Genomic DNA, 19,599 nt, shown 5'->3' with positions numbered 1-19,599 from the left:
TTAAAGCATTTTTTATAGAAATGGATTTTCGATTTCCTGTTCAGGTGGGCGCTGAATTTTCTCAGGGAGATTTTCCTGCTCCAGGGCTGTCACTACCTCATTCATAAAGGCCTGCAACTTTCTGGCAGCCTGTAAACCAACCTGATCTTTAGTGATCTGTAGGTTTCCATATAGACTGACACAATCGACCTGATTTTCCAGCGTCAGGTCATAGATTGCCGAAGACTCATTTCCATCCACAAAAGGCTTAAACATCTCGTTCCCTCATTGTTATTCTCTTTTCATCACAGTGAGCCAAACCCTGATAATTTTCAATAGGCCCTACATTATCTCAACAATTGTAAAAAATACTGAACCAATGCATCAATCAATTGCTTGATTAAAGCTTGTTTGGTTTCCTCATCAATCTGCGGCAAATTAGTCTCATCAGTTTGTGTCTTCCCAGAAGAGAATTGCTGCTGTTGTGCTTGAATACTTGCCGTGGTTGCTTCTTCAGCACATTGACTTTGTCTATCCCAACTCACATAGCTAATTTCTTTATTGGCTTTAACTTGTTGTGCCGATGTAGGCAATTGATAAACATTACGCTTTTGTTGTTCTGTGAGTTGTGGAAATAAATTAATTCCTAACTTTTCTTCTAAATAGCAGATGCTCACCACTTTAACCTGTAATGAATCATTATTCGGTGCATAGTACGCCCCAATAATCCCCTGTTTAGGTAAATACACGGCTTTGTATACCGCTGTAGGAACTATTACGCCATTCCCTATGGTTTTTAAGCGCTTCGCTTCAAAAATTGGTCCAGTCACAACATAAGCATCTTTATGTTGTTTAGTCACAATAGAACGTACTGCTTCTTCGAGTTTACGCCAAACTTCCTGATTATTCTTCGGTGATTGTGGCACCATATTGGCTAAAGAAAAACTGTCATGTTGTGCCGCAGTGTTATTCATATCGCCATTCGGTGCCATATGTCCACGATCGTACCCAGAACCACGGTAGTCCGCTAACAATGCACGATGAGCTAGAGGCACTCGTGTTTCTTCGTGAAAACTATCTTCGCGCTTGATTTTAATACTTAAACGATCTGGGGTAAGGTATTCCGCTGACCACAATGGTGTTTTTGAAATACCTGAATACATCACATTAAAATCATTAAAACATAAAGCATAACTATCTTTTTTTAGACTTTCTTTTGTAAGTAAAGGAGGAACATCTCGATAAAATTGTTCTAAGCAAGCACCATGACTCGATGGCAAAGGAATTAATTTAGAAATTTTCTCATTACCAAATGCAATCGCGAAACTGCCTGTTGCGATCAAAGCAAGAACAATTTTTCCAAAATTTTGGCTCAAAAAAGCAAATTGTGTTTTACTCTTTTTGGTTGTTTTCTTCGCCATAACTAAATCAAAATCAATATGAATGCGAAGCTTAGCAATTCCATATTCAACTGTATATTGAGATAAAGCAAAGAACGACACTTTATGTCGCAAAACTGTTCACTTGATCACCAGATAATAAAAAAGGCACTCTAAAGTGCCTTTTTTTATGTTACCTAAATTTCAATTTGACTGCCTAACTCCACAACACGGTTGGTTGGAATTTGATAGAAGTCACTCACAGGGCTAGTATTACGTTGCATTGAGATAAATAAGCGTTCGCGCCACGGAGACATACCATCTCCCACACTATGAACAATACGATCACGTGAAATAAAGAAGCTAATTTGCATCAAATCGTATTCAAAGCCTAACTCTTCGTAAGCTTGAATCAAGGCTTTTGGCACATTAGGTTCATCTTTAAAACCGTAGAAAATTTTGATGCGATAGAAATGCTCATTCAACGTTTCAACACTAATTCGCTCCTCTTGAGGAACAAATGGAACATCTTCAATCACAACCGTGACTAAAATATTACGCTCATGTAGTACTTTATTGTGCTTAATATTATGTAGCATCGCATGCGGAACAACATTAGGCGTTCCGGTTAAAAAGACTGCATCGCCAGGTACCCGATGAACATTGTCCCCAATACTTTTCACAAATAAATCGAGTGATAGGGTGTCATGTTCAAGCTTAGCAAAAGTAAGCTCACGCCCACGTTTCCACGTCATCAGGATCATAACCGCGACTGCACCGATCAATAACGGTACCCAACCACCTGAGAACATTTTTAATGATGCTGCTGCGACCAGTACGGATTCCAAAATGAAGAATGGAATAATCAACAGCATCACTTTTGGTAAGCTCCATTTCCATGCATAATATATGAATACAGCAACCAAAATTGTGTCACATAACATGGTTAAGGTCACAGCCAAGCCATAAGCACTTGCAAGGTTTGAGCTGGTTTTAAAAATTAAAATTAAGATGACAATCGAGATCAGCAATAACCAATTCAGAAATGGCACATAAATTTGTCCTTCTTCAGAATCAGAAGTATGTTTAATGCCTAAACGTGGTAAATAACCCAATTGGATTGCTTGACGAGCTAAAGAGAAAACCCCAGAAATAACGGCCTGTGATGCAATCACAGCTGCCATCGTTGCCAAGATAATCATTGGGTACAAAGCCCAACTTGGGACTAGTAAATAGAATGGATTTTCAATCGCCGCAGGATTGCGAAGTAACAGCGCACCTTGTCCAGCATAATTTAATACAAGGCAAGGCAAAACGACACTAAACCAACCGAAACGAATTGGACGCGGTCCAAAATGCCCCATATCTGCATATAAGGCTTCACCACCTGTGACCGTCAGAACAACAGCACCCATAATAAAAAATGCTTGTACAGGATGAGTGAAAATAAACTGAATTGCCCAATGAGGACTAACCATACCGAGTACGATTGGTGTTTGCACGACGCTAATGACACCCAAGATCCCCAATGACAAAAACCAGAGTAGCGTAATTGGCCCAAAAAATTTACCAACAAACGCGGTTCCGTGTTTTTGCATTAAAAATAATGTCGTTACAATCACGATTGCAATTGGCACAATAAACGGATCAAGTACATTGGTTGCAATTGATAGACCTTCAACAGCGGAAAGTACTGAGATTGCAGGCGTAATAATACCGTCACCAAAAAATAGCGATGCCCCAACAAAACCAATCGCAATTAAATAAATCTTCTTACTATCGGATATTTTTGCTTTGCGTAGATTCAAAGCAAGTAAAGCCATGATTCCACCTTCACCATTGTTATCCGCACGCATAACAATCGCGATGTATTTAATACTGATAATCAGCATTAAACACCAAAAAATAATCGACAAGATTCCCAATACATTTTCAGGTTGAATTCCTAAGCCATGTGCAGCATGGAAGGATTCTTTCAAAGCGTACAGAGGACTGGTTCCAATGTCTCCAAACACCACCCCTAATGCTGCCAATGCAGTGGCAGGTAAGGCTGCTTTTTTTGCAGTACTTTGCATATATTGTCTTCAATATAGAACGTTATATTCCTTAATATTATCATTAGCCAAGAAGTTTTTCTGCAAATCTGTTCGACTACAACTTGGCAGTCTGCTTTTTTTTAGTTACTATCGCACACCTTGGTGAGGTGTCCGAGTGGCTTAAGGAGCACGCCTGGAAAGTGTGTATACGTTTGCGCGTATCGAGGGTTCGAATCCCTCTCTCACCGCCAAGTTTACTTTCTATGATATCTCATAGAGTCCTAAAAGCTTAAATCTAAAGGGTTTAAGCTTTTTTTATTGCCTTATGTTTTCCAATTAGCCCTATTGAATCCTGAGATAATTGGGGGTATAACTGGGGGTATAATAAATTACCTCCATTTTTATACCCCCAAATTTCCACGGGAAGCGTTGCAATGCTTACAGATGCTCAGGTCAGAAAGATCAAACCTGCTGAAAAGAAAACCAAATATTCTGATGAAAAAGGCATGTATCTGGAAGTCACTCCATCAGGTGGTATGCACTGGCGTATGAAATTTCGTATTAATGGCAAAGAAAATATTTTTAGTATTGGTACATATCCCGACACTACACTTGCTCAAGCAAGAAGAATTCGGGATGAAGCCCGCCTAAAGTTAAAAGATGGAATTAACCCAAACGAAGCAAAGAAACAAAGAAAATTGCAGGTAGATGAAAGCACGCTTTTCAGAGCACTTGCTATGGAATGGATGCAAGACCGTAAAGCCGTTATAAAAGAAGCGACTTACTTACGTGATTTATCGGTATTTGAAAAAGATCTATTCCCTGATCTAGGCGATATGCCAATTGATCAAATTAAGGGGAAAGATGTACTCGCTTGCGCCAAAAAAATTGAAGAGCGTGGTGCATTAGAAATGGCAAAACGCTCTATCCCTTTAACTGGTCGTATTTTCCGTTTTGCAATTCGTAAAGGTATTATTGAGAACGATCCTACCCCACACTTAGGAGAAGCTCTTAAGCCACGTAAAGTAAAGAATATGGCTCGTCTGGATATTTCAGAGTTCCCAGCCTTTCTTGAACGTATGGATCGCTATCGCGGCAATCCTATCATTCGATCAGCCCTACAGTTGATGACGCTTACTTTTGTCAGAACTGCCGAGCTCAGAATGATGGAGTGGAATGAGATTGATTATGAGAATCATTTATGGAGAATTCCAGCACACAAAATGAAAATGGCAATGCCTCATATTGTGCCTCTCTCCAAACAGGCTTTAGATATACTGGAAAAGATTCAACCAATCACTGGTATAAAACAGTACGTTTTCTATAATTACACTACAGCTAAGCCAATAAGTAGTAATGCCCTTTTATGCGCAATTCGGACGATGGGTTATAACGGTAAAATGACGGGTCATGGTTTTCGTGGGCTTGCATCTACAACCTTGCATGAGCAAGGCTATATGCATGATGCGATTGAAATCCAGCTAGCTCATAGGGTTGGGAATGCTGTATCTCAAGCTTATAACCATGCACAACATCTTGAGTATCGGGTTAAGATGATGCAGGAATGGTCTGATTTTATTGATGGGTTGAGAAGTTAACCTATTCCTTTTCCTAGATAAATATGGCTTAGGAAAAAAGGATTCAAAAGGCTACCTCACTTGACTTTTACATAAATTCTTTAATCCTTTTAAGATCAAATGAATAATTTCATCAATAAATTGGCTACTAATAAGCCTATTATATTCCTCAGCTGTTAATCCACTTCTTTGAGCCAAGCTTTCAATTGTTAAACTTTGAATTGTTAAATATATCTGATCATAATGAGGTGTATTTGATCTTTCATTGAGAAAATTCATAAAGTTTTTATAGTCGGAATCATTCTTTTCCTGCCATTCTTGAGTTAGTACCTCAGATATTTTATTTGAGCTGATTGAATCGCAAATATGTTTTACCACCCCACCAAAACCACCAATCAGAAAAATTGGCTTGTTAAATTTTAATGCTATATAAAACTCTTCCAGAACACCTGGTAGAAATCCCTTATATTTCTGAATTTTTCCACCTGCGAAAATTCTAATGTCAGACTCTTCAATAGATTTTTCTCTCATCATACTTAAACTTTTAGAGAATATGTATCTATCTTGGAAAGTTTTAATCTCAAGCCATGAAGATTGATCCACTTCCCCATGAAACTCTTTAGGTAAATCGTAATTTATTTGATTTAACACATCATGATAGTCAGCCTGATAATCTAATGATTCAGGAAGACAGTGCAAAGGCCAGGCTAAATGATTTTCTACCTTGAATGATTGTTCAGGAAGTCTATTTTTGAGGATACTCGCCTCTTCTAGAATAAATTCTGTAAAACCATTCGCTCTCAAATCCCCTCCATAAATAAGAATATTATTATTAACTAGTAAATGTCGTGCAAGCTCTTGAGAAAGCCTCTTCAGCTCATCAGGATGAATATGCAATATATCAAAATCTATTTCACCACAATCTGAGATAGAAATACCTACCCTTAAATGCTGCTCTTTTTCTTCTGTATTAGACCATAGTGGAGTGCACACCTTGACCTTAAGAAAAGTGATCCAATCCATTTCTTCTGCATAGATAGGAGGTTCAGGATAACAAATCGTTAGTTCATCAACTTTCATTTCCTCCTTTAAATATACTATCTGTTGAATTTCTGGAGGTCTCGCTAATATTTTCGCAGATTTGTCTATCCATGCCTGTTCTTTATAGTACTCTAGTAAAGATTGAGAATATCTAAATCTAATAGTTTCCATTAATGCAGCAATTAAAATATTTAGGATTTCTTCTTCTAGCGGTATTTTACCTGGTGTGATATGTACACATGGAACATTACCAGATGGGGGGAATATTCTATCTTCATATATCTGAAGACAATTTACAGAGATAATTGGCCTATCATGCTTTTTTGCTTCTAATATTTCTCTTTGGCACCAATAGCGTGATGAATACTCATCAGTTGTAATTGAAATAAGAGTAGACCTTTGAATATGTTTTATTATTTCCTCATTAAATTTATACCCCACTGAAATTTCTGAAGCATCAAAGAAATTCCTCATATTTGTACCATCAATATATCTCTTTATAGCTCGAGCATAAGTTTCACCTGTCCCTCCTTTCTTAGCATGACTCAGAAAAAGTTGGATTGAAGACTCTATCCCCACAGCCCCATCCACCAAATCACTAAAACCAAAACGGAATAGTTCATGAGAAAGAGATAAAATTGATAGCTGACTCTTAATTTGTTGATCGAATTCATAAGCCCGAACAAAATTCAAATTTTTTAATCCCCCATCCTCCCCAGAATGCTTTAGAGCATAATTATCTAAAGCAATTGGTACAAGATAATTAGAGGTGTTACTTGGAAGATTGTTTAAGTATTCTCTCCATTTAGCGCAAATGAGTGTATTTCTACTTAAACAAATAAAAATTACATTTTTTTGTGCAATAGGTAGGGGAAAATCTTTAGGAGATTCATTTAATGAACTGTAGAAAAAAGTTGGAATATTTAACTCACGTGAAAAAGGCCGCTCTATATCACGAGTCAGATATCTACGAAATAATCCACAAACTTCCTCAAAACTAGCTTCATCTTTCTTGTGCCAAATGAAATGTGCAGCCAAAGGAGGACTAATAGCATTTCCCATATTTCTCACCAATACCAATATTAATCAATAACTTAAAACATTTAATTAATAAATAAGAGGTTTTACTATCATTGTAATGAATATTAAAACCTAAATACGTAATTTTTTTCTTTACGAGATAAAGTAAAACCTCTTCGTAACCAGAGACACCCAGCCTCAAGGCTATACTATAATTACGCTTATATAGTCTCATCAACTAGTCTATTGATCCTAGACAGTATTGTGGACAGCGTCTCCCTCTAAATTCTTAAAATATTTCTGTTCAAATGCTTCAGGACTTAACCAGCCATTTGCAGAATGCCTTCTAATTCGATTGTAATAAATCTCAATATAATCAAACAAGACTGCATTCACCTCTTTTCGAGTGGGAAATACACTGCGATGTATCACATGACCTTTCAACGTATGAAAGAAGCTTTCAGTCACTGCATTATCCCAACAATTCCCCCTACGTGACATGCTTTGAATACAGTTGTTTGTTAATAATAACATCCTAAAATCACGACTACAGTACTGTGAGCCTTGGTCCGAATGCACCATGACACCTGTTGGATAACCCTGACGCGCCATTGCATAATTAAATGCATCACATACCAATTGACGATCTATCCGATGGCTGGTTTGCCAACCTATAATACGACGACTAAATAAATCTAGCATCACGCATAAGTACAACCAACCGTCTTTAGTTCGAACATAGGTAATGTCGGTTGTCCAAACTTTATTTGGCAGAGTGACTGTAAACTGGCGATCTAACAGATTCGGTGCCGTCGGCAAACGATGATTTGAATCAGTCGTATACTTATATTTACGTGCAATCTTACTGCGTAAACCGAGCTTTTTTAGCATCCTTCCAACTGTACGTTCACTCATGCAGTAACCTAAATCATGCATGTCGTGCACCAATGACGGTGCTCCTAAGCGAGCATGGTGTTGCCAATATACAGCTTTTAAATCAGCGTACTTCTGCTTGACGTATATCTGTCTCTTTCGCCAAGCATAGTAGCCCGAAGTGCTAACACCTAGGCATTTACAGGCAGAAGAAACCGTAATTTCAGTCACAGCTAGACCTTGGATTACCGTGTACTTTTCTTGGCATGATCTGTCAGGAAGTACACATGCGCCTTTTTTAAAATATGATTGGCTTCCCTGAGTTGTTTGACTTCTTTTTCTAAATCGAAAATACGTTGCTGTTCTGGCGAGAGCTGTCTTTTGCTGGAACCAGTTGGGTTGGCCTCACGAATCCATTTATCTAATGTTGAATAACCCACACCTAATTTCTGGGCGATAGCAGCCACAGATTCGTGCGAGTTTGAAAGTGCATAATTAATTGCTTGCTGTTTAAATTCTGGACTAAAGCGTTTAGCCATTTTTTACATCTCCAAAGTTAACTTTACGTTAGCTTTAGAGGGAAGCATTGTCCATTATTTTGGCTAGGATCATATATCACTAGTAAAATCATCAAAGTGCTAATGATTTTACCTTTCAAGTCTTACTCATTTTCGCAATAATAACTTATAATTTCTTTAGCATATAGAATACTTCGATCTAATAATTAGACTCTTAAAAATATAATTTTTATTAAATATTAGTTAAAAAAAACTAAACATTAAAAAATTCTCATCTGGACTTGATTTCTTTTTAAAAAACCCTATTTATAAAATCATATTATTTAAAAGGTAAATTGAGTAAAATGCCGAAGAAGAATATTTTTATTAGTCATATTCATGCAGATGATGAGGGACTACAAAAAACAAAGGATCTTGTAAGAGATAAAGGATTTGATATTAGAGATTTCTCTATTAGTGCAGACAAACCAAATGACGCAAAAGCAGAAGACTATATTAAATATCAAATTTTAGCTCCTAGAATCAAGCAGTGTTCTATCCTGATGGTTTATATCACACCTGAAACAAAAAATAGCTATTGGGTTAACTGGGAAATCGAATATGCACAAAAGCTAGGAATTCGAATTGTAGGTGTATGGGCACACGGTCATCAAGATTGTGATATTCCAGAGGCATTAGACAATTGTGCAGATGCAATTGTAGGTTGGAATAGCAACTGTCTAGTAAAAGCAATAACAGGAACACCAACATTTGAGCACTATAAAGCTCCATATGTTGCTCGACATTTATGTGGATAATTTATGAAAGTTTTTTCGTATGTCGTGGATAGAGATATAGGTTTTGCACCTAACCCTTTTTTTGGTTTCTGTACTTTAGCGACATGTAAACCAGATATCCGTAAATTTGCAAAGGTAGAAGACTGGATAATTGGTACAAGTTCTACTACCGAAAATAAGCCAAAGCATATAGTCTTTGCAATGAAAGTTACTGAAAAAATGACTTTTAATGAATACTGGAATGACTCAAGATTTACGAATAAAAAACCATTTCTCTCTGGTTCTAGAAAATATCAATACGGAGACAATATTTATTATCAAGAAAATAAGAAGTGGCTCCAATTGCCATCTCATCATACTGAAGAGGATGGTAGCCCGAATCTATTAAACATTAAAAAAGATACAAAATCTGATTATGTGTTAATTAGCAACCATTACTATTATTTTGGTAATAATAGTATCCCTATTCCCACAGATCTAGAGCAGATTATAAAAAAAAGACGAGGTTTTAAATATGTCAATACAAAACTCAATAATAAATTATTTGATTTATTAGAGAAACACTCTTTAGGTATTCATGGTAACCCTCTTGAATGGGAGGCGTTATTCCTAAAAAATAAGCAGCTCACTTTAGATTTCTAAGCTTTAGGTGGTAATAATCTAATCACAAGTACTATTAACGAGATAAATGTAAAAATAAGTAACCCCGTACGAATAAGTAACTTGCCCTCAATTGTATTTACTTCCTTTCTTAAGTCCAAAATCTCTTTATTATATTTTTCTTTAATTTCATCAATTTCTTTCTTCAATTTAAAGGGGGAAAATATATCGCCAGACATATCTGTAACTTTATCACTAGTAATATTTAGTACAGTATCCTGTTTTTTTACAAAATATTTTTTATAATCCTCTTCATTTGCGCCACTTTTATCTAAATCAGCATACCAAATTAAAGCAAAAGGATTACCTTTCTCTAGAACAACATCACTAGGCCCTGCATTATAAACAGAAAATGTTAGCTTTCCTTTCCAACCTGGATCCACATGAAATCCTGAGACATTGATTAAGCCTTTATATTTATATTTTGCTTTAAAAGAAATAAAAGCAATTGCGTCATTAGGAACCTGAACAATTTCCTCTGTAATAAGCAAAGCGAACTGACCTTTAGGAATAATAAACTGTGAGTTACTATCAGTAAGTATTTTTTTGACTTTAGTATCAGTATCCGAGCTAGGTGTAATATATACCTCATTACCAATTGTTAAAGCTATTGATGCACAATCAATATTATTTCCTCCCTTATAATTGGGTAAAAGAAGCTCAATATTTTTTTTTAATTTATGCCCACTCCAAAACATTACCGTAGATATCCTTCTTTATAATTTCCTAAACTAGAAAAATAAGGATTTTTTTCCTCAACAGCAAACAACCTCTTAGCTATTTCTTTATCTATTTCTTTAATATCATATTTCTTACATAATGCTGATAATATTTTAAATATTGATAAAGAATAACTCTCAAAATTTTCCCTATAGGGATGCCTTTCCATATGGTCCATAGATTCGACCGTTTTTAATACTCTTCCTGAAAGAATGCAAAGATCCATTGCTAACTCTAAACAGCAATTTTCACTTTCCTCATATTTTTGCTGAGAGATATAATCTTGCCCAACCGAATGAATAAGCTGATCAAGACTAGTTTGATCTGTTACACTATTATCACGCAATTGATCACTAACTAAGCATAAAAAAATATTAGCGTATGAGAGGTTAATGATAAGGGAGTCGATGAGTTTCTTCTTTATGATTTCTTCATCTTGATTGATTCGAATAGCTTCTAAAAGTTGCCCACAATATTTTCCAATATGAGCAGCCATATGTCGTGCCTTATCTTGAGTATTAAGCACCCAAATATCTTTATGATAGCAATTGTCATGTTGCAATTGCTTAAACTCTAATTCTTTAAGGATTTTAAAGGCCGACATTTTTTGCTTCCTATTTCTACAACATATAGTATCAAAGAGACAACTACACCACGAAATATAGCATGTTTTGTTAGGTTTAGATAAGTCCTTGTATACAACATCATCCAATTGGGCAACTAATAAAATAAAACATAAGACTTTATACAAGAAGATTGCTAAGCAAACTATAACTATATTTATCAATATATTAGAAAAAACCCATAAACCTGATGTTAGGTTCAAGGAGAGATAGAGGACAACCCCAATAGCATAAATTATTAATATTACATTTCCTAATATGAAAGTAGGCCAAAGAACGCTTTTTTTGCATTTTAAATGCAATGAATACTCACCTCTACCATCGATAACATCCACCAGTGCATGGCTGATATTAAAGAGATAAAAAATAAAATTTAAATTAGGAAGCTCTCGCCGTATACAATATGCAACAAATCTGGCACTAACGTTCGGATATGTAGTTAATTGTTGTGCATATATCTCACGAAGTAGTTTTTCCTGATCCTTTTTCACATCCAGATATCGCTCACTAAAATTTTTTATTAATTTGCTCTGCTCACCTAAACTTAAATATTTCTCCAGGCCTATTGAATTATATTTATATATCATCAACTTAATTAAACAAATTATATAAACTATTATTGAATACAATAGGAAATACTTGCTTAGAAAATTTACACTATCTATCCAGTTCATGTGAATTTTTCATATATTAATAGTGATTGTAATCCTATCAAACTAACTACCTCACTTTCCACATAAAACCAATTAAATCACCTACATATATAAAAATTATATTTTTTATTCTAGATCTTGAATTCTTACAATAAGTAAGATAATCTTACCAAAAATAGTAAGATTATCTTACCAAACAATGTGAGGCTAAAATGAATAAAAAAGATATTGAAGCTGCATTAATAAGTACATTACAAGAAATTCAACAGGTTAGTGGATTGGCATGCCCATCCTTAACAAAAAATATCACTCCTCTTGAGGACCTCCCTCAATTTGACAGCAAAGTATGGCCTATTGCCGTATGCTTGATTGGTGAAAAGTTAGGTATTGACCTTCCAAATGATGTAAATATTTTTAAAAAGGAAGAAAGCTGTGATTCATTAGATATATCTGAGATTGTCAATAAAGTTTTCTCTCTAGTGGAGAATTCAATCCAAATTGAAACCAAAAAGGTTTATCTTTAATGAATATTGAAAATTTAGAAGATGCTCGATTAAAACTAGCGTCACGATTAAAAGAGGCCCGTAAAGCAGCTGGCCTTACACAAGGACATGTTGCAAAAATTCTTAACCTACATAGACCTACTATATCAGAGATCGAGTCAGGAAATCGACGAGTTACTTCTGAGGAATTAAAAGCTTTTGCAGACATATATGATGTAACAGTAAGTTGGCTTATTGGTGAAACTGAAGAGTCTTTAGCAATAGATGATCCAAGGCTTCAACTAGCTGCTAGGGAACTAAGTAAATTAAAAGATGATGATTTAGATCGATTATTACGACTACTTGCATCCATGCGAGATTCCTCTAAATAACTTAGTAGGTAGTTAATGAATATTCTCTCAATTAATAGGCAAGAACTCTTTATGCAAGGGATGCAACTTGCATTAAAGACACGCCTTAAAGCAGGCTTCAATGTTAAGTCACCAATTTGTATCTATAAGTTATGTGAAATAGAAAATGTAATTGTGCGGTTTAACGATATTAACATGGAGGGTATGTATGATCGTAAGCCTAAACCCAGAATACATTTGTCGGCACTAAGACCACTGGGAAGAAGAGCTTTTACATGTGCTCATGAACTAGGTCATCATTTATTTGGGCATGGTTCAACAATTGATGAGCTCCACTCTCAAATCAATAATATTCAGCAGCATCCTAATGAAATTCTTGCTGATGCTTTTGCATCAAATATCTTAATGCCTACACTAGGTATAAAAGAAGCATTTGCAAAAAGGAAAATAGCTCTCAATAACGCTACTGCATTAGATATGTACGCAATTGCTTGTAATTTTGGAGTTGGGCAATCTACTTTAGTAAATCATTTAGCATATGGTATAAATTTAATCTCAAAGTCTCATAGGGATAAACTTGGGAAAATTACCCCCAAAATGATAAGGACAGAAATATTAGGTATTGAAGTACCTGAGCCTTTGATATTCACTGATATATATTGGAATAATGAAACCTTAGACATGGAAAAAGGGGCACTTGTGCTCATACCTCACGGTACTTTTGTAGATGTGAACATGTTATCCTTTCATAGTGAAAATCAGTTTGGAAAAGTATTCCGTGCAATAAAATGCGGTATTACTCGCATAGCTATTCCAGGCACAACATGGGCTACCATTGTGAGAATTGCTCCTCCAAAATACTTGGGCTTAGCAAAATTTCGTCATTTAGAGGAGGATGTTGATGAGTAAATACTCTAGCCAATTTGGTTCTGTCCATATAGTTGATGACAATCTATCACGTGCATGGGCGAAAATTATCCAGCATATACAACAACATCCTCAGAATGAAATCACCCCATTAATTCTATCCCTAACAGGTTTTGACAATAATGGACAACCTAATGAAATTGAAGGCTTCTCAAATGAGTTGAATAATTTATTAATCCAAAGAAATTTTCGAAAAGTTGAGGATGTTGCAAATACTATTTTCCCTAAAATACTATGGCAAACTTGTGGAAATGACAGACATAAGCTTTACAATCGATATTCTAAAGTCTTTGAAACTTATAAAGCGTATAACCCTAGAGAGAATAATAGAGGTTCATACTTTGAACGCCTAATTAACTATGGGAATGAAGATAACAAAATAAATCAATTAGAATGGATTATCTCACAACAGAATTCAAGGAAAGGTGTACGACGCTCAATGCTCCAAGCCAGCATATTTGACCCTTATAAAGATCATGTAGCTACAGCACAATTACAATTCCCATGTATGCAGCACATGAGCTTTGAGCCAACAGAAGATGGTCTTGTCGTCAATGCATTTTATGCGACTCAACAACTTTTCATAAAAGCTTATGGAAACTATTTAGGTATAGCTCAGTTAGGTGCTTTCATGGCACATGAAATGAATATACCTCTCTTCAAAGTGAATGTATTTGTAGGCATTGCAAAATTAGAAAAAATTCCTAAGAATGATGTACAATTAAAAAATTTAGTTGCGTTAGCGCAATTGAAAAATTGATCCTTATCAGGATAAACCTATCTCATTTTTAGCAGCCAGAGTCTACTGTGAATTCTTTCCTTGATACCTATTACGATCCTCAAACTAGTAACAAGGTCGAATATACAAAAAAAATTATTATGGATAAGTCACAATCGAGCCTATCTCCACTTAAGCAACTTAAGACATCACCTGTATATGATACTTACTGGAGATTTGCAGCGGAAAGACAAAAAATTTATTTTGACAGATTAGATCAACAACCCACCCCTTGGACTTCTGACCCTATAATACAGGTACATAAGTTCACCAATGCCTATAGAGCAGCAGACAGAGTCAGTCAATTTTTAATTAAGCATGTAATTTATCGAGAAGATCTCCCAGCTACAAATGAAGAGGTCTTTTTCAGAATTATGCTATTTAAATTTTTTAATAAGATCGAGACATGGCAACTTCTTGAATCGTCATTGGGCTGTATTACTTTTAAAGATTATAGTTTTGATAGATATGATACCATTCTAAAAAATGAAATGTTGAAAGGTAAAAGAATTTATTCAGCAGCTTATATTATGCCTCCTGGAAAAATAGCTTATGGATATGCTCAAAAACATCAGAATCACTTAAAACTATTAGAAGCAATGATGAGCGATAAGCTTGTAGATAAAATTGCAAAGTTAAAAAAAATGCAAAGAGCTTTTGAACTTATTAAAAGCTATCCTACTATAGGCGATTTTCTAGCCTACCAATTTATTACTGATATTAATTATAGTGAAATAACGGACTTTTCTGAAATGGACTTTGTTATACCAGGTCCAGGTGCAAAAGACGGATTAAGAAAATGTTTTAAACATCATGCAGGATTAAGCGAGCCAGAATTAATAAGAGTTATGGCCGACTATCAGGAAGAAGAGTTCGAGAGGTTAAATCTAAATTTTAAATCTCTATGGGGGCGTCGCTTGCAATTAATTGATTGTCAAAATTTATTCTGTGAAGTTGATAAATATTCAAGATTGGCTCATCCAGAAATTGCTGGAATTTCTGGTAGAACACGAATCAAGCAGAAATATGTTTCAACTGGACCTCTTCAAGCTCCTTGGTTTCCCCCAAAATGGGACATCAATACGAAAATTGATAGTTATTTAAGAGGTAATGGAATAAAACCTAAGATTTTTACAAACTAAGATTTTATTCTTTAATTGAGATAGTTATGATGAGCCAATATATTATTTGTCATGGGATTGATCTTTTAGATCTAGATGATTTTTCTAAAATCTTTAACCATTTCCCTACCCAATTTAAAAATGTCTACTTCACTAAAAATGAGCAATTATTGGTAAAGGCTAATGCCAATATGATAGAAAAATTTTCCTCACGTTTTGCAGTAAAAGAAGCCGTAATGAAAGCACTTAAAGTCGGTTGGGGAAATGGTATAGCTTTTACTGATATTGAGGTAATGACGGAAACATCTGGATCATTATCAATTAAGCTATATCGGAAGCTAGAAGAAATACGAGAAGAAAAAGGAATCAAATACTGGTCAGTAAGTACAAGTCATTCACGTACTACAGTAATTGCAAGCGTAATTGGTACCTCCATATAGATGTTTTATATATAAAAAGTCTTTTGTATTTCTTTGATGGCTTAATTACAGATATAGCATTACGATATCTACAATAAATATTAATTTATGAAAACTTATATTCCATTCGATGCTACTGCATTACCATTTACACAACTTACCAGCAAGCAATTTGAACAATATTGCGAATGGCTACTTTATAAAGACAAAGAGTTAACCAATGTTCACCGTATTAAAGGTAATGGACACTATCAGGGTGGGCTTGATATTTGTGCCAATTTTGTAAAATCCCCTAAAAAGCTAGCTGTATATGAATGCAAATGCTGGGGAAATTTATCAATTCAAGAACTAGATAAAACTATAAAAAAGTTCAAACAAAACAACTTACTTCCTAACATAAATAAATATGTCATTATCCTTGCGCAAGAAGAAGTACCTAGAAATATTTCGAAGAAATGGCATGAGATACACAAAGAACTACATGCTTTAGGAATTGAGTCCGAGTTATGGACAGCCGTAACTTTAACCATAATGTCACAGCCCTATCCAGACATTGTTAGCAAGTTCTTTCCCATGGCTCCTGAAAGTCAGTTTTACAATGAATGGATGCTTAGAACTCACTTTATTGAGACATTACATAAAGCGTTAATTGATCCTGATGAAAATAATCGAGAAGCGGCTAAAGAATTTCTTGATTTCTCTTCATTAAACTATTCAGATTTTGACGAATCCTTTTTTGAAGATGGCAATTGGAAAATTAAAAAAAAGTGGATTGAAATTTCGGCTTTATTACCTACACAAAACCATGTCGGCTCTGCCACTATTACGGTTAAAACTCATGATGCTCATGGGGTAAGTGTTATTCTAGAAAACAAATGGATGTTAGAAAATTTCTTAGGGAACTCAGGAGAACCTATCCACTCTCGCTATAGACCATTTTATATTGGTACCCCATCAAATCAATCTGGGGTTATAGACTTACAAAACTGTCACTTTAATCTACCAATTGAAGTTATTCAACAAATTACAGAAGTTGCAGACAATCTTACTACTGCCTATCTCGGAGCAATACAAAAAATTGAAGACATATGGAAAGCTTATAACTTTCCTTTTATTTCAAGGAATGGTCGAACATACGTTGCTTTATGTACATTGTCCAAGGAAATTTGGGACCTAATGATTAAATTTACGAACGTTCATGATGTAGATAATGGAGACACTGAATGGCATATATTTTCAGCATCTCGAAATTTCATACAACTATATACAGGAGAAAAATATAAACCTGTAGAAGATGTTTATCATGGTATGTTTTGGGCAGAAAACATTGAAGATATCAATGACAAAGATGAACTTACCTTGTTATGGGAACCGCCCCTTAGCAAAATCCCTGTATCAGAAAAACAATGGTGGTCTTGTCAAACTTCATTTGAATGGATAACAGAGAGATTTATTCCTGAAGTTATTAGCTGGGATAAAAAGAAAAGCATTTTTACTTATTTTTCCACCTTAAAAAGAATTAAAGGTTTCAAGGATCTAGAAGACTTTGGTTATATCAGAGACATTCGTGAGTTTGCTTTGCTAAAGGATCACTACTATCGGACTTTAGGTATATTGAAAACTATTAAGTTACTTCAAGCTTTTTACATCTCCCATCACAGCAATCGAGCCTATTTCACAACTAATGAAATTTCACAGCTCTATCTTTGTCTAATTCCTTTAGTCGAAAATGCAAAAGGCTATTTTTCTTATATTTCTTCAAAGCTCGATTTCTATAATGAAGAATTTGCAAATTTTGAGGAACTTCTTAATGCACTCAGAGGTAGAGTAGAAGAAGATATTTTTTTAATGAATAATCATGAAATTGAACTTATTTTCAGAGCCATGTGTGAATGTATCTATGGTGATGAATCATGGATAGACATCAATCTACAAGAGAAAATTTATTTAGCTCTTAAACCTTTTATAGAATTTCATGACCGTCAACTACTTATAGATAGATACTCTAAATTTATGTAAACGCTTAGGGCTTATTTATCCACAATAAATATCCATTCTCCTTTGCCTGCTGATACGCCCAACTCGCAACACTATGCGAACGTTGAATATTCGCCAGAAAACCCAGCTTTGATAACTCATCTGTAATAAGGCAATCAAAGTTCTGGTTTCTTTCCTGCCATTGAAATAAAAACTCTTCTGATGCCAAGAAATCACTTTTAGCCGAATTGCACTTCTCATCTGCAAGCACAAAATTATGACCTGTATCTGCTGGGTACATAGCCCAAGGTATGAAATGATCCACAGCCCACTTATTGTGTTTAATTGGCTTTTGACAGTAAAAACACTTACATTCCTGTAGGTCAACCAAGAACTCTCCTACTTGACGAAGCTGATTTCGGCTTGGTTCAAACATGAATGTTGCCAAATCAGGCAAGCCATCTAGAACCAATAAATTACCTTTATTTAACCTGACAAAATCAACCCATTTTTTCTGGCATAGCTCTTCAATAATTTCACTGAATTGACGTAAGCAATACATGACATTTGGCAAAAGTATAAGTTGTTTTTGAGAATCCTCTAAATGATATAAAAATTCAATATTTTGACCTTTCAAATTTTGCAGGTAAGTTACAGGCATCTTCCTTACGATGTCAGCCACTTTCTTTTTCAATTGCAGCCAATACACATGATCTCGTCTGGCTAAGGCAAGAGATTTATAACTTTGTTGGGCAATGTGAATTAAGCTGATAATTCCTGCTTGCTTACCATTATTCTGTTGTAACAGGAACGGTTCATTTTCATTAAAATAAAATGGAAGAGTCTGTTTCCAGTATAAATCTATAAATTTTTCAGCAACATCCAAATAATCTAAGGTTAAGCTTTCATCAGTATCACTTCCCTGCTCAATTGCCAGACGACATAGGCTCATTAACAAGGCAAACTTATAAGTCGAAGAAAAACTTCCTGAATGTAAAATTTGCTGGATTTGTTTCAGGAACTTGAGCTGCTGTTGTGGTGTAGGTATAGATACTGACATTATTTATTCAATTTTGTTTTTGAAATACGATATTCAGCCAATCTTCATTATGATCGGGACGTTTATCAATGGTAATCCATTGTTGTAACAGTAAGATATTATCAAAATTTTTTAGTAAATTCTGCGCCTGTGATTCATCCATATCTGTAAATTGTCTCCCATCCTTGTAACGGTCTCCCTCACCATATTTAAATGACATATAGCAGATACCATTAACTTTTAATGCTTTTAGTATTTTTTCCAGTACCTCATGCAAGCGTTTTCTTTCACAATGTAATAGTGAAGCACATGCCCAAATACCATCATACTGATTTAGCTCAGATAACTCATAGAAGCTTTCAAAACGTACATCAATTCCAGCTAACTCACTTGCCTTATCAACCATTTCCTTTGAATAATCTGTTGCAGCAACCTGATAGCCCTTATTCTTGAAAGCTAACGCATCCCTACCTGAACCACAGCCTAAATCGAGTATAAAGGCATGATCTGGTAGGTAGCGTAAAAATGGTTGGTATAGGCTTTCCATATCCACTTGAAAAGTAGACTCAAAAAACGCTAATGCATTGATATCGTAATAATCTAAATTCTGTTTCATTTATATCATTGGTA

At 35.1% G+C, this 19,599-nt stretch carries 19 protein-coding genes and 1 tRNA gene; 11 read left to right on the top strand and 9 right to left on the bottom strand.

What is annotated here, in order from left to right:
* Positions 1 to 12 precede the first annotated feature (12 nt).
* The 3 genes from CDG55_RS02200 to CDG55_RS02190 form a co-directional block, all read right to left on the bottom strand.
* Complete coding sequence (locus CDG55_RS02200; protein ID WP_005156717.1) at positions 13 to 255, bottom strand: hypothetical protein; 243 nt, start codon at positions 253 to 255, stop codon at positions 13 to 15.
* Positions 256 to 326: 71 nt separating this feature from the next.
* Positions 327 to 1,400 (bottom strand): DNA/RNA non-specific endonuclease, encoded by a 1,074-nt coding sequence (locus tag CDG55_RS02195; RefSeq protein ID WP_087536056.1) that lies wholly within the window; start codon positions 1,398 to 1,400, stop codon positions 327 to 329.
* Positions 1,401 to 1,555: 155 nt separating this feature from the next.
* On the bottom strand, positions 1,556 to 3,433 hold the full coding sequence (locus tag CDG55_RS02190; RefSeq protein WP_087535937.1) for a potassium transporter Kup: 1,878 nt from the start codon (positions 3,431 to 3,433) through the stop codon (positions 1,556 to 1,558).
* A 122-nt stretch (positions 3,434 to 3,555) separates the two neighbouring features.
* Between CDG55_RS02190 and CDG55_RS02185 the strand changes: the two genes are divergently transcribed.
* A tRNA-Ser gene (locus CDG55_RS02185) sits at positions 3,556 to 3,645 on the top strand.
* A 183-nt stretch (positions 3,646 to 3,828) separates the two neighbouring features.
* Positions 3,829 to 4,992: a tyrosine-type recombinase/integrase gene (locus CDG55_RS02180; protein ID WP_087535936.1), complete on the top strand. Its 1,164-nt coding sequence runs from the start codon at positions 3,829 to 3,831 to the stop codon at positions 4,990 to 4,992.
* Positions 4,993 to 5,043: 51 nt separating this feature from the next.
* Here CDG55_RS02180 and CDG55_RS15445 read toward each other — a convergent pair whose 3' ends face one another.
* Together CDG55_RS15445 and CDG55_RS02165 are read right to left on the bottom strand one after the other, a co-directional pair.
* A complete protein-coding gene (locus tag CDG55_RS15445) occupies positions 5,044 to 7,074 on the bottom strand; it encodes a TIR domain-containing protein (protein ID WP_111313903.1) in 2,031 nt (676 codons plus the stop codon).
* A 210-nt stretch (positions 7,075 to 7,284) separates the two neighbouring features.
* A protein-coding gene (locus CDG55_RS02165) for an IS3 family transposase (protein WP_087535934.1) occupies positions 7,285 to 8,444 on the bottom strand; the annotation gives its coding sequence in 2 pieces (ribosomal slippage) (positions 7,285 to 8,198 and positions 8,198 to 8,444; 1,161 coding nt in all).
* A gap of 323 nt (positions 8,445 to 8,767) precedes the next feature.
* On the opposite strand from CDG55_RS02165, the gene CDG55_RS02160 reads away from it, so the two are divergent.
* Positions 8,768 to 9,220: a TIR domain-containing protein gene (locus tag CDG55_RS02160; protein ID WP_087535933.1), complete on the top strand. Its 453-nt coding sequence runs from the start codon at positions 8,768 to 8,770 to the stop codon at positions 9,218 to 9,220.
* 3 nt (positions 9,221 to 9,223) lie between these two features.
* Entirely contained in the window at positions 9,224 to 9,841 is a 618-nt protein-coding gene (locus CDG55_RS02155; protein ID WP_087535932.1) for a hypothetical protein, read from the top strand.
* Here the strand turns inward: CDG55_RS02155 and CDG55_RS02150 are convergent.
* Together CDG55_RS02150 and CDG55_RS02145 are read right to left on the bottom strand one after the other, a co-directional pair.
* Positions 9,838 to 10,557, bottom strand: coding sequence for a dCTP deaminase domain-containing protein (locus CDG55_RS02150; protein ID WP_087535931.1), 720 nt, complete (start codon positions 10,555 to 10,557; stop codon positions 9,838 to 9,840). The two genes, CDG55_RS02155 and CDG55_RS02150, sit on opposite strands and share 4 nt — an antisense overlap.
* A complete protein-coding gene (locus CDG55_RS02145) occupies positions 10,557 to 11,876 on the bottom strand; it encodes a hypothetical protein (protein ID WP_087535930.1) in 1,320 nt (439 codons plus the stop codon). The genes CDG55_RS02150 and CDG55_RS02145 overlap by 1 nt, the downstream gene beginning before the upstream one ends.
* A 191-nt stretch (positions 11,877 to 12,067) precedes the next feature.
* Between CDG55_RS02145 and CDG55_RS02140 the strand changes: the two genes are divergently transcribed.
* The 7 genes from CDG55_RS02140 to CDG55_RS02110 all read left to right on the top strand — a co-directional run bounded on the left by CDG55_RS02140 (position 12,068) and on the right by CDG55_RS02110 (position 17,972).
* A complete protein-coding gene (locus tag CDG55_RS02140) occupies positions 12,068 to 12,379 on the top strand; it encodes a hypothetical protein (protein ID WP_087535929.1) in 312 nt (103 codons plus the stop codon).
* Entirely contained in the window at positions 12,379 to 12,729 is a 351-nt protein-coding gene (locus CDG55_RS02135; RefSeq protein WP_087535928.1) for a helix-turn-helix domain-containing protein, read from the top strand. Before CDG55_RS02140 ends, CDG55_RS02135 begins: the two co-directional genes overlap by 1 nt.
* Before the next feature lie 15 nt (positions 12,730 to 12,744).
* Positions 12,745 to 13,617: an ImmA/IrrE family metallo-endopeptidase gene (locus tag CDG55_RS02130; protein ID WP_087535927.1), complete on the top strand. Its 873-nt coding sequence runs from the start codon at positions 12,745 to 12,747 to the stop codon at positions 13,615 to 13,617.
* The gene (locus CDG55_RS02125; RefSeq protein ID WP_087535926.1) at positions 13,610 to 14,395 is read left to right on the top strand and encodes a thymidylate synthase; all 786 of its coding nucleotides are present in this window, start codon (positions 13,610 to 13,612) and stop codon (positions 14,393 to 14,395) included. The genes CDG55_RS02130 and CDG55_RS02125 overlap by 8 nt, the downstream gene beginning before the upstream one ends.
* Positions 14,396 to 14,442: 47 nt before the next feature.
* Positions 14,443 to 15,555: a nucleotide kinase domain-containing protein gene (locus tag CDG55_RS02120; protein WP_228252563.1), complete on the top strand. Its 1,113-nt coding sequence runs from the start codon at positions 14,443 to 14,445 to the stop codon at positions 15,553 to 15,555.
* Positions 15,556 to 15,581: 26 nt separating this feature from the next.
* A complete protein-coding gene (gene acpS / locus CDG55_RS02115) occupies positions 15,582 to 15,974 on the top strand; it encodes a holo-ACP synthase (RefSeq protein ID WP_087535925.1) in 393 nt (130 codons plus the stop codon).
* Positions 15,975 to 16,061: 87 nt separating this feature from the next.
* Positions 16,062 to 17,972, top strand: coding sequence for a hypothetical protein (locus CDG55_RS02110; RefSeq protein WP_087535924.1), 1,911 nt, complete (start codon positions 16,062 to 16,064; stop codon positions 17,970 to 17,972).
* Positions 17,973 to 17,976: 4 nt separating this feature from the next.
* Here CDG55_RS02110 and CDG55_RS02105 read toward each other — a convergent pair whose 3' ends face one another.
* Both CDG55_RS02105 and CDG55_RS02100 read right to left on the bottom strand, forming a co-directional pair.
* Entirely contained in the window at positions 17,977 to 18,990 is a 1,014-nt protein-coding gene (locus CDG55_RS02105) for an HNH endonuclease signature motif containing protein (RefSeq protein WP_087535923.1), read from the bottom strand.
* Between the two features lie 7 nt (positions 18,991 to 18,997).
* Positions 18,998 to 19,585, bottom strand: coding sequence for a class I SAM-dependent methyltransferase (locus tag CDG55_RS02100; RefSeq protein ID WP_087535922.1), 588 nt, complete (start codon positions 19,583 to 19,585; stop codon positions 18,998 to 19,000).
* Positions 19,586 to 19,599: the final 14 nt, after the last annotated feature.

The sequence above is a fragment of the Acinetobacter sp. WCHA45 genome (genome assembly GCF_002165255.2).
Taxonomy (GTDB): domain Bacteria; phylum Pseudomonadota; class Gammaproteobacteria; order Pseudomonadales; family Moraxellaceae; genus Acinetobacter.
Note: the sequence above shows the minus strand (reverse complement) of the source record. Positions and strands in the feature narration are given on the sequence as shown.

Excerpts from the sequence above, each read along its gene's own strand:
- CDG55_RS02200 (WP_005156717.1), bottom strand. The coding sequence starts at position 255 with ATGTTTAAGCCTTTTGTGGATGGAAATGAGTCTTCGGCAATCTATGAC.
- CDG55_RS02195 (WP_087536056.1), bottom strand. The coding sequence starts at position 1,400 with ATGGCGAAGAAAACAACCAAAAAGAGTAAAACACAATTTGCTTTTTTG.
- CDG55_RS02190 (WP_087535937.1), bottom strand. The coding sequence starts at position 3,433 with ATGCAAAGTACTGCAAAAAAAGCAGCCTTACCTGCCACTGCATTGGCA.
- CDG55_RS02180 (WP_087535936.1), top strand. The coding sequence starts at position 3,829 with ATGCTTACAGATGCTCAGGTCAGAAAGATCAAACCTGCTGAAAAGAAA.
- CDG55_RS15445 (WP_111313903.1), bottom strand. The coding sequence starts at position 7,074 with ATGGGAAATGCTATTAGTCCTCCTTTGGCTGCACATTTCATTTGGCAC.
- CDG55_RS02160 (WP_087535933.1), top strand. The coding sequence starts at position 8,768 with ATGCCGAAGAAGAATATTTTTATTAGTCATATTCATGCAGATGATGAG.
- CDG55_RS02155 (WP_087535932.1), top strand. The coding sequence starts at position 9,224 with ATGAAAGTTTTTTCGTATGTCGTGGATAGAGATATAGGTTTTGCACCT.
- CDG55_RS02150 (WP_087535931.1), bottom strand. The coding sequence starts at position 10,557 with ATGTTTTGGAGTGGGCATAAATTAAAAAAAAATATTGAGCTTCTTTTA.
- CDG55_RS02145 (WP_087535930.1), bottom strand. The coding sequence starts at position 11,876 with ATGAACTGGATAGATAGTGTAAATTTTCTAAGCAAGTATTTCCTATTG.
- CDG55_RS02140 (WP_087535929.1), top strand. The coding sequence starts at position 12,068 with ATGAATAAAAAAGATATTGAAGCTGCATTAATAAGTACATTACAAGAA.
- CDG55_RS02135 (WP_087535928.1), top strand. The coding sequence starts at position 12,379 with ATGAATATTGAAAATTTAGAAGATGCTCGATTAAAACTAGCGTCACGA.
- CDG55_RS02130 (WP_087535927.1), top strand. The coding sequence starts at position 12,745 with ATGAATATTCTCTCAATTAATAGGCAAGAACTCTTTATGCAAGGGATG.
- CDG55_RS02125 (WP_087535926.1), top strand. The coding sequence starts at position 13,610 with ATGAGTAAATACTCTAGCCAATTTGGTTCTGTCCATATAGTTGATGAC.
- acpS (WP_087535925.1), top strand. The coding sequence starts at position 15,582 with ATGATGAGCCAATATATTATTTGTCATGGGATTGATCTTTTAGATCTA.
- CDG55_RS02110 (WP_087535924.1), top strand. The coding sequence starts at position 16,062 with ATGAAAACTTATATTCCATTCGATGCTACTGCATTACCATTTACACAA.
- CDG55_RS02105 (WP_087535923.1), bottom strand. The coding sequence starts at position 18,990 with ATGTCAGTATCTATACCTACACCACAACAGCAGCTCAAGTTCCTGAAA.
- CDG55_RS02100 (WP_087535922.1), bottom strand. The coding sequence starts at position 19,585 with ATGAAACAGAATTTAGATTATTACGATATCAATGCATTAGCGTTTTTT.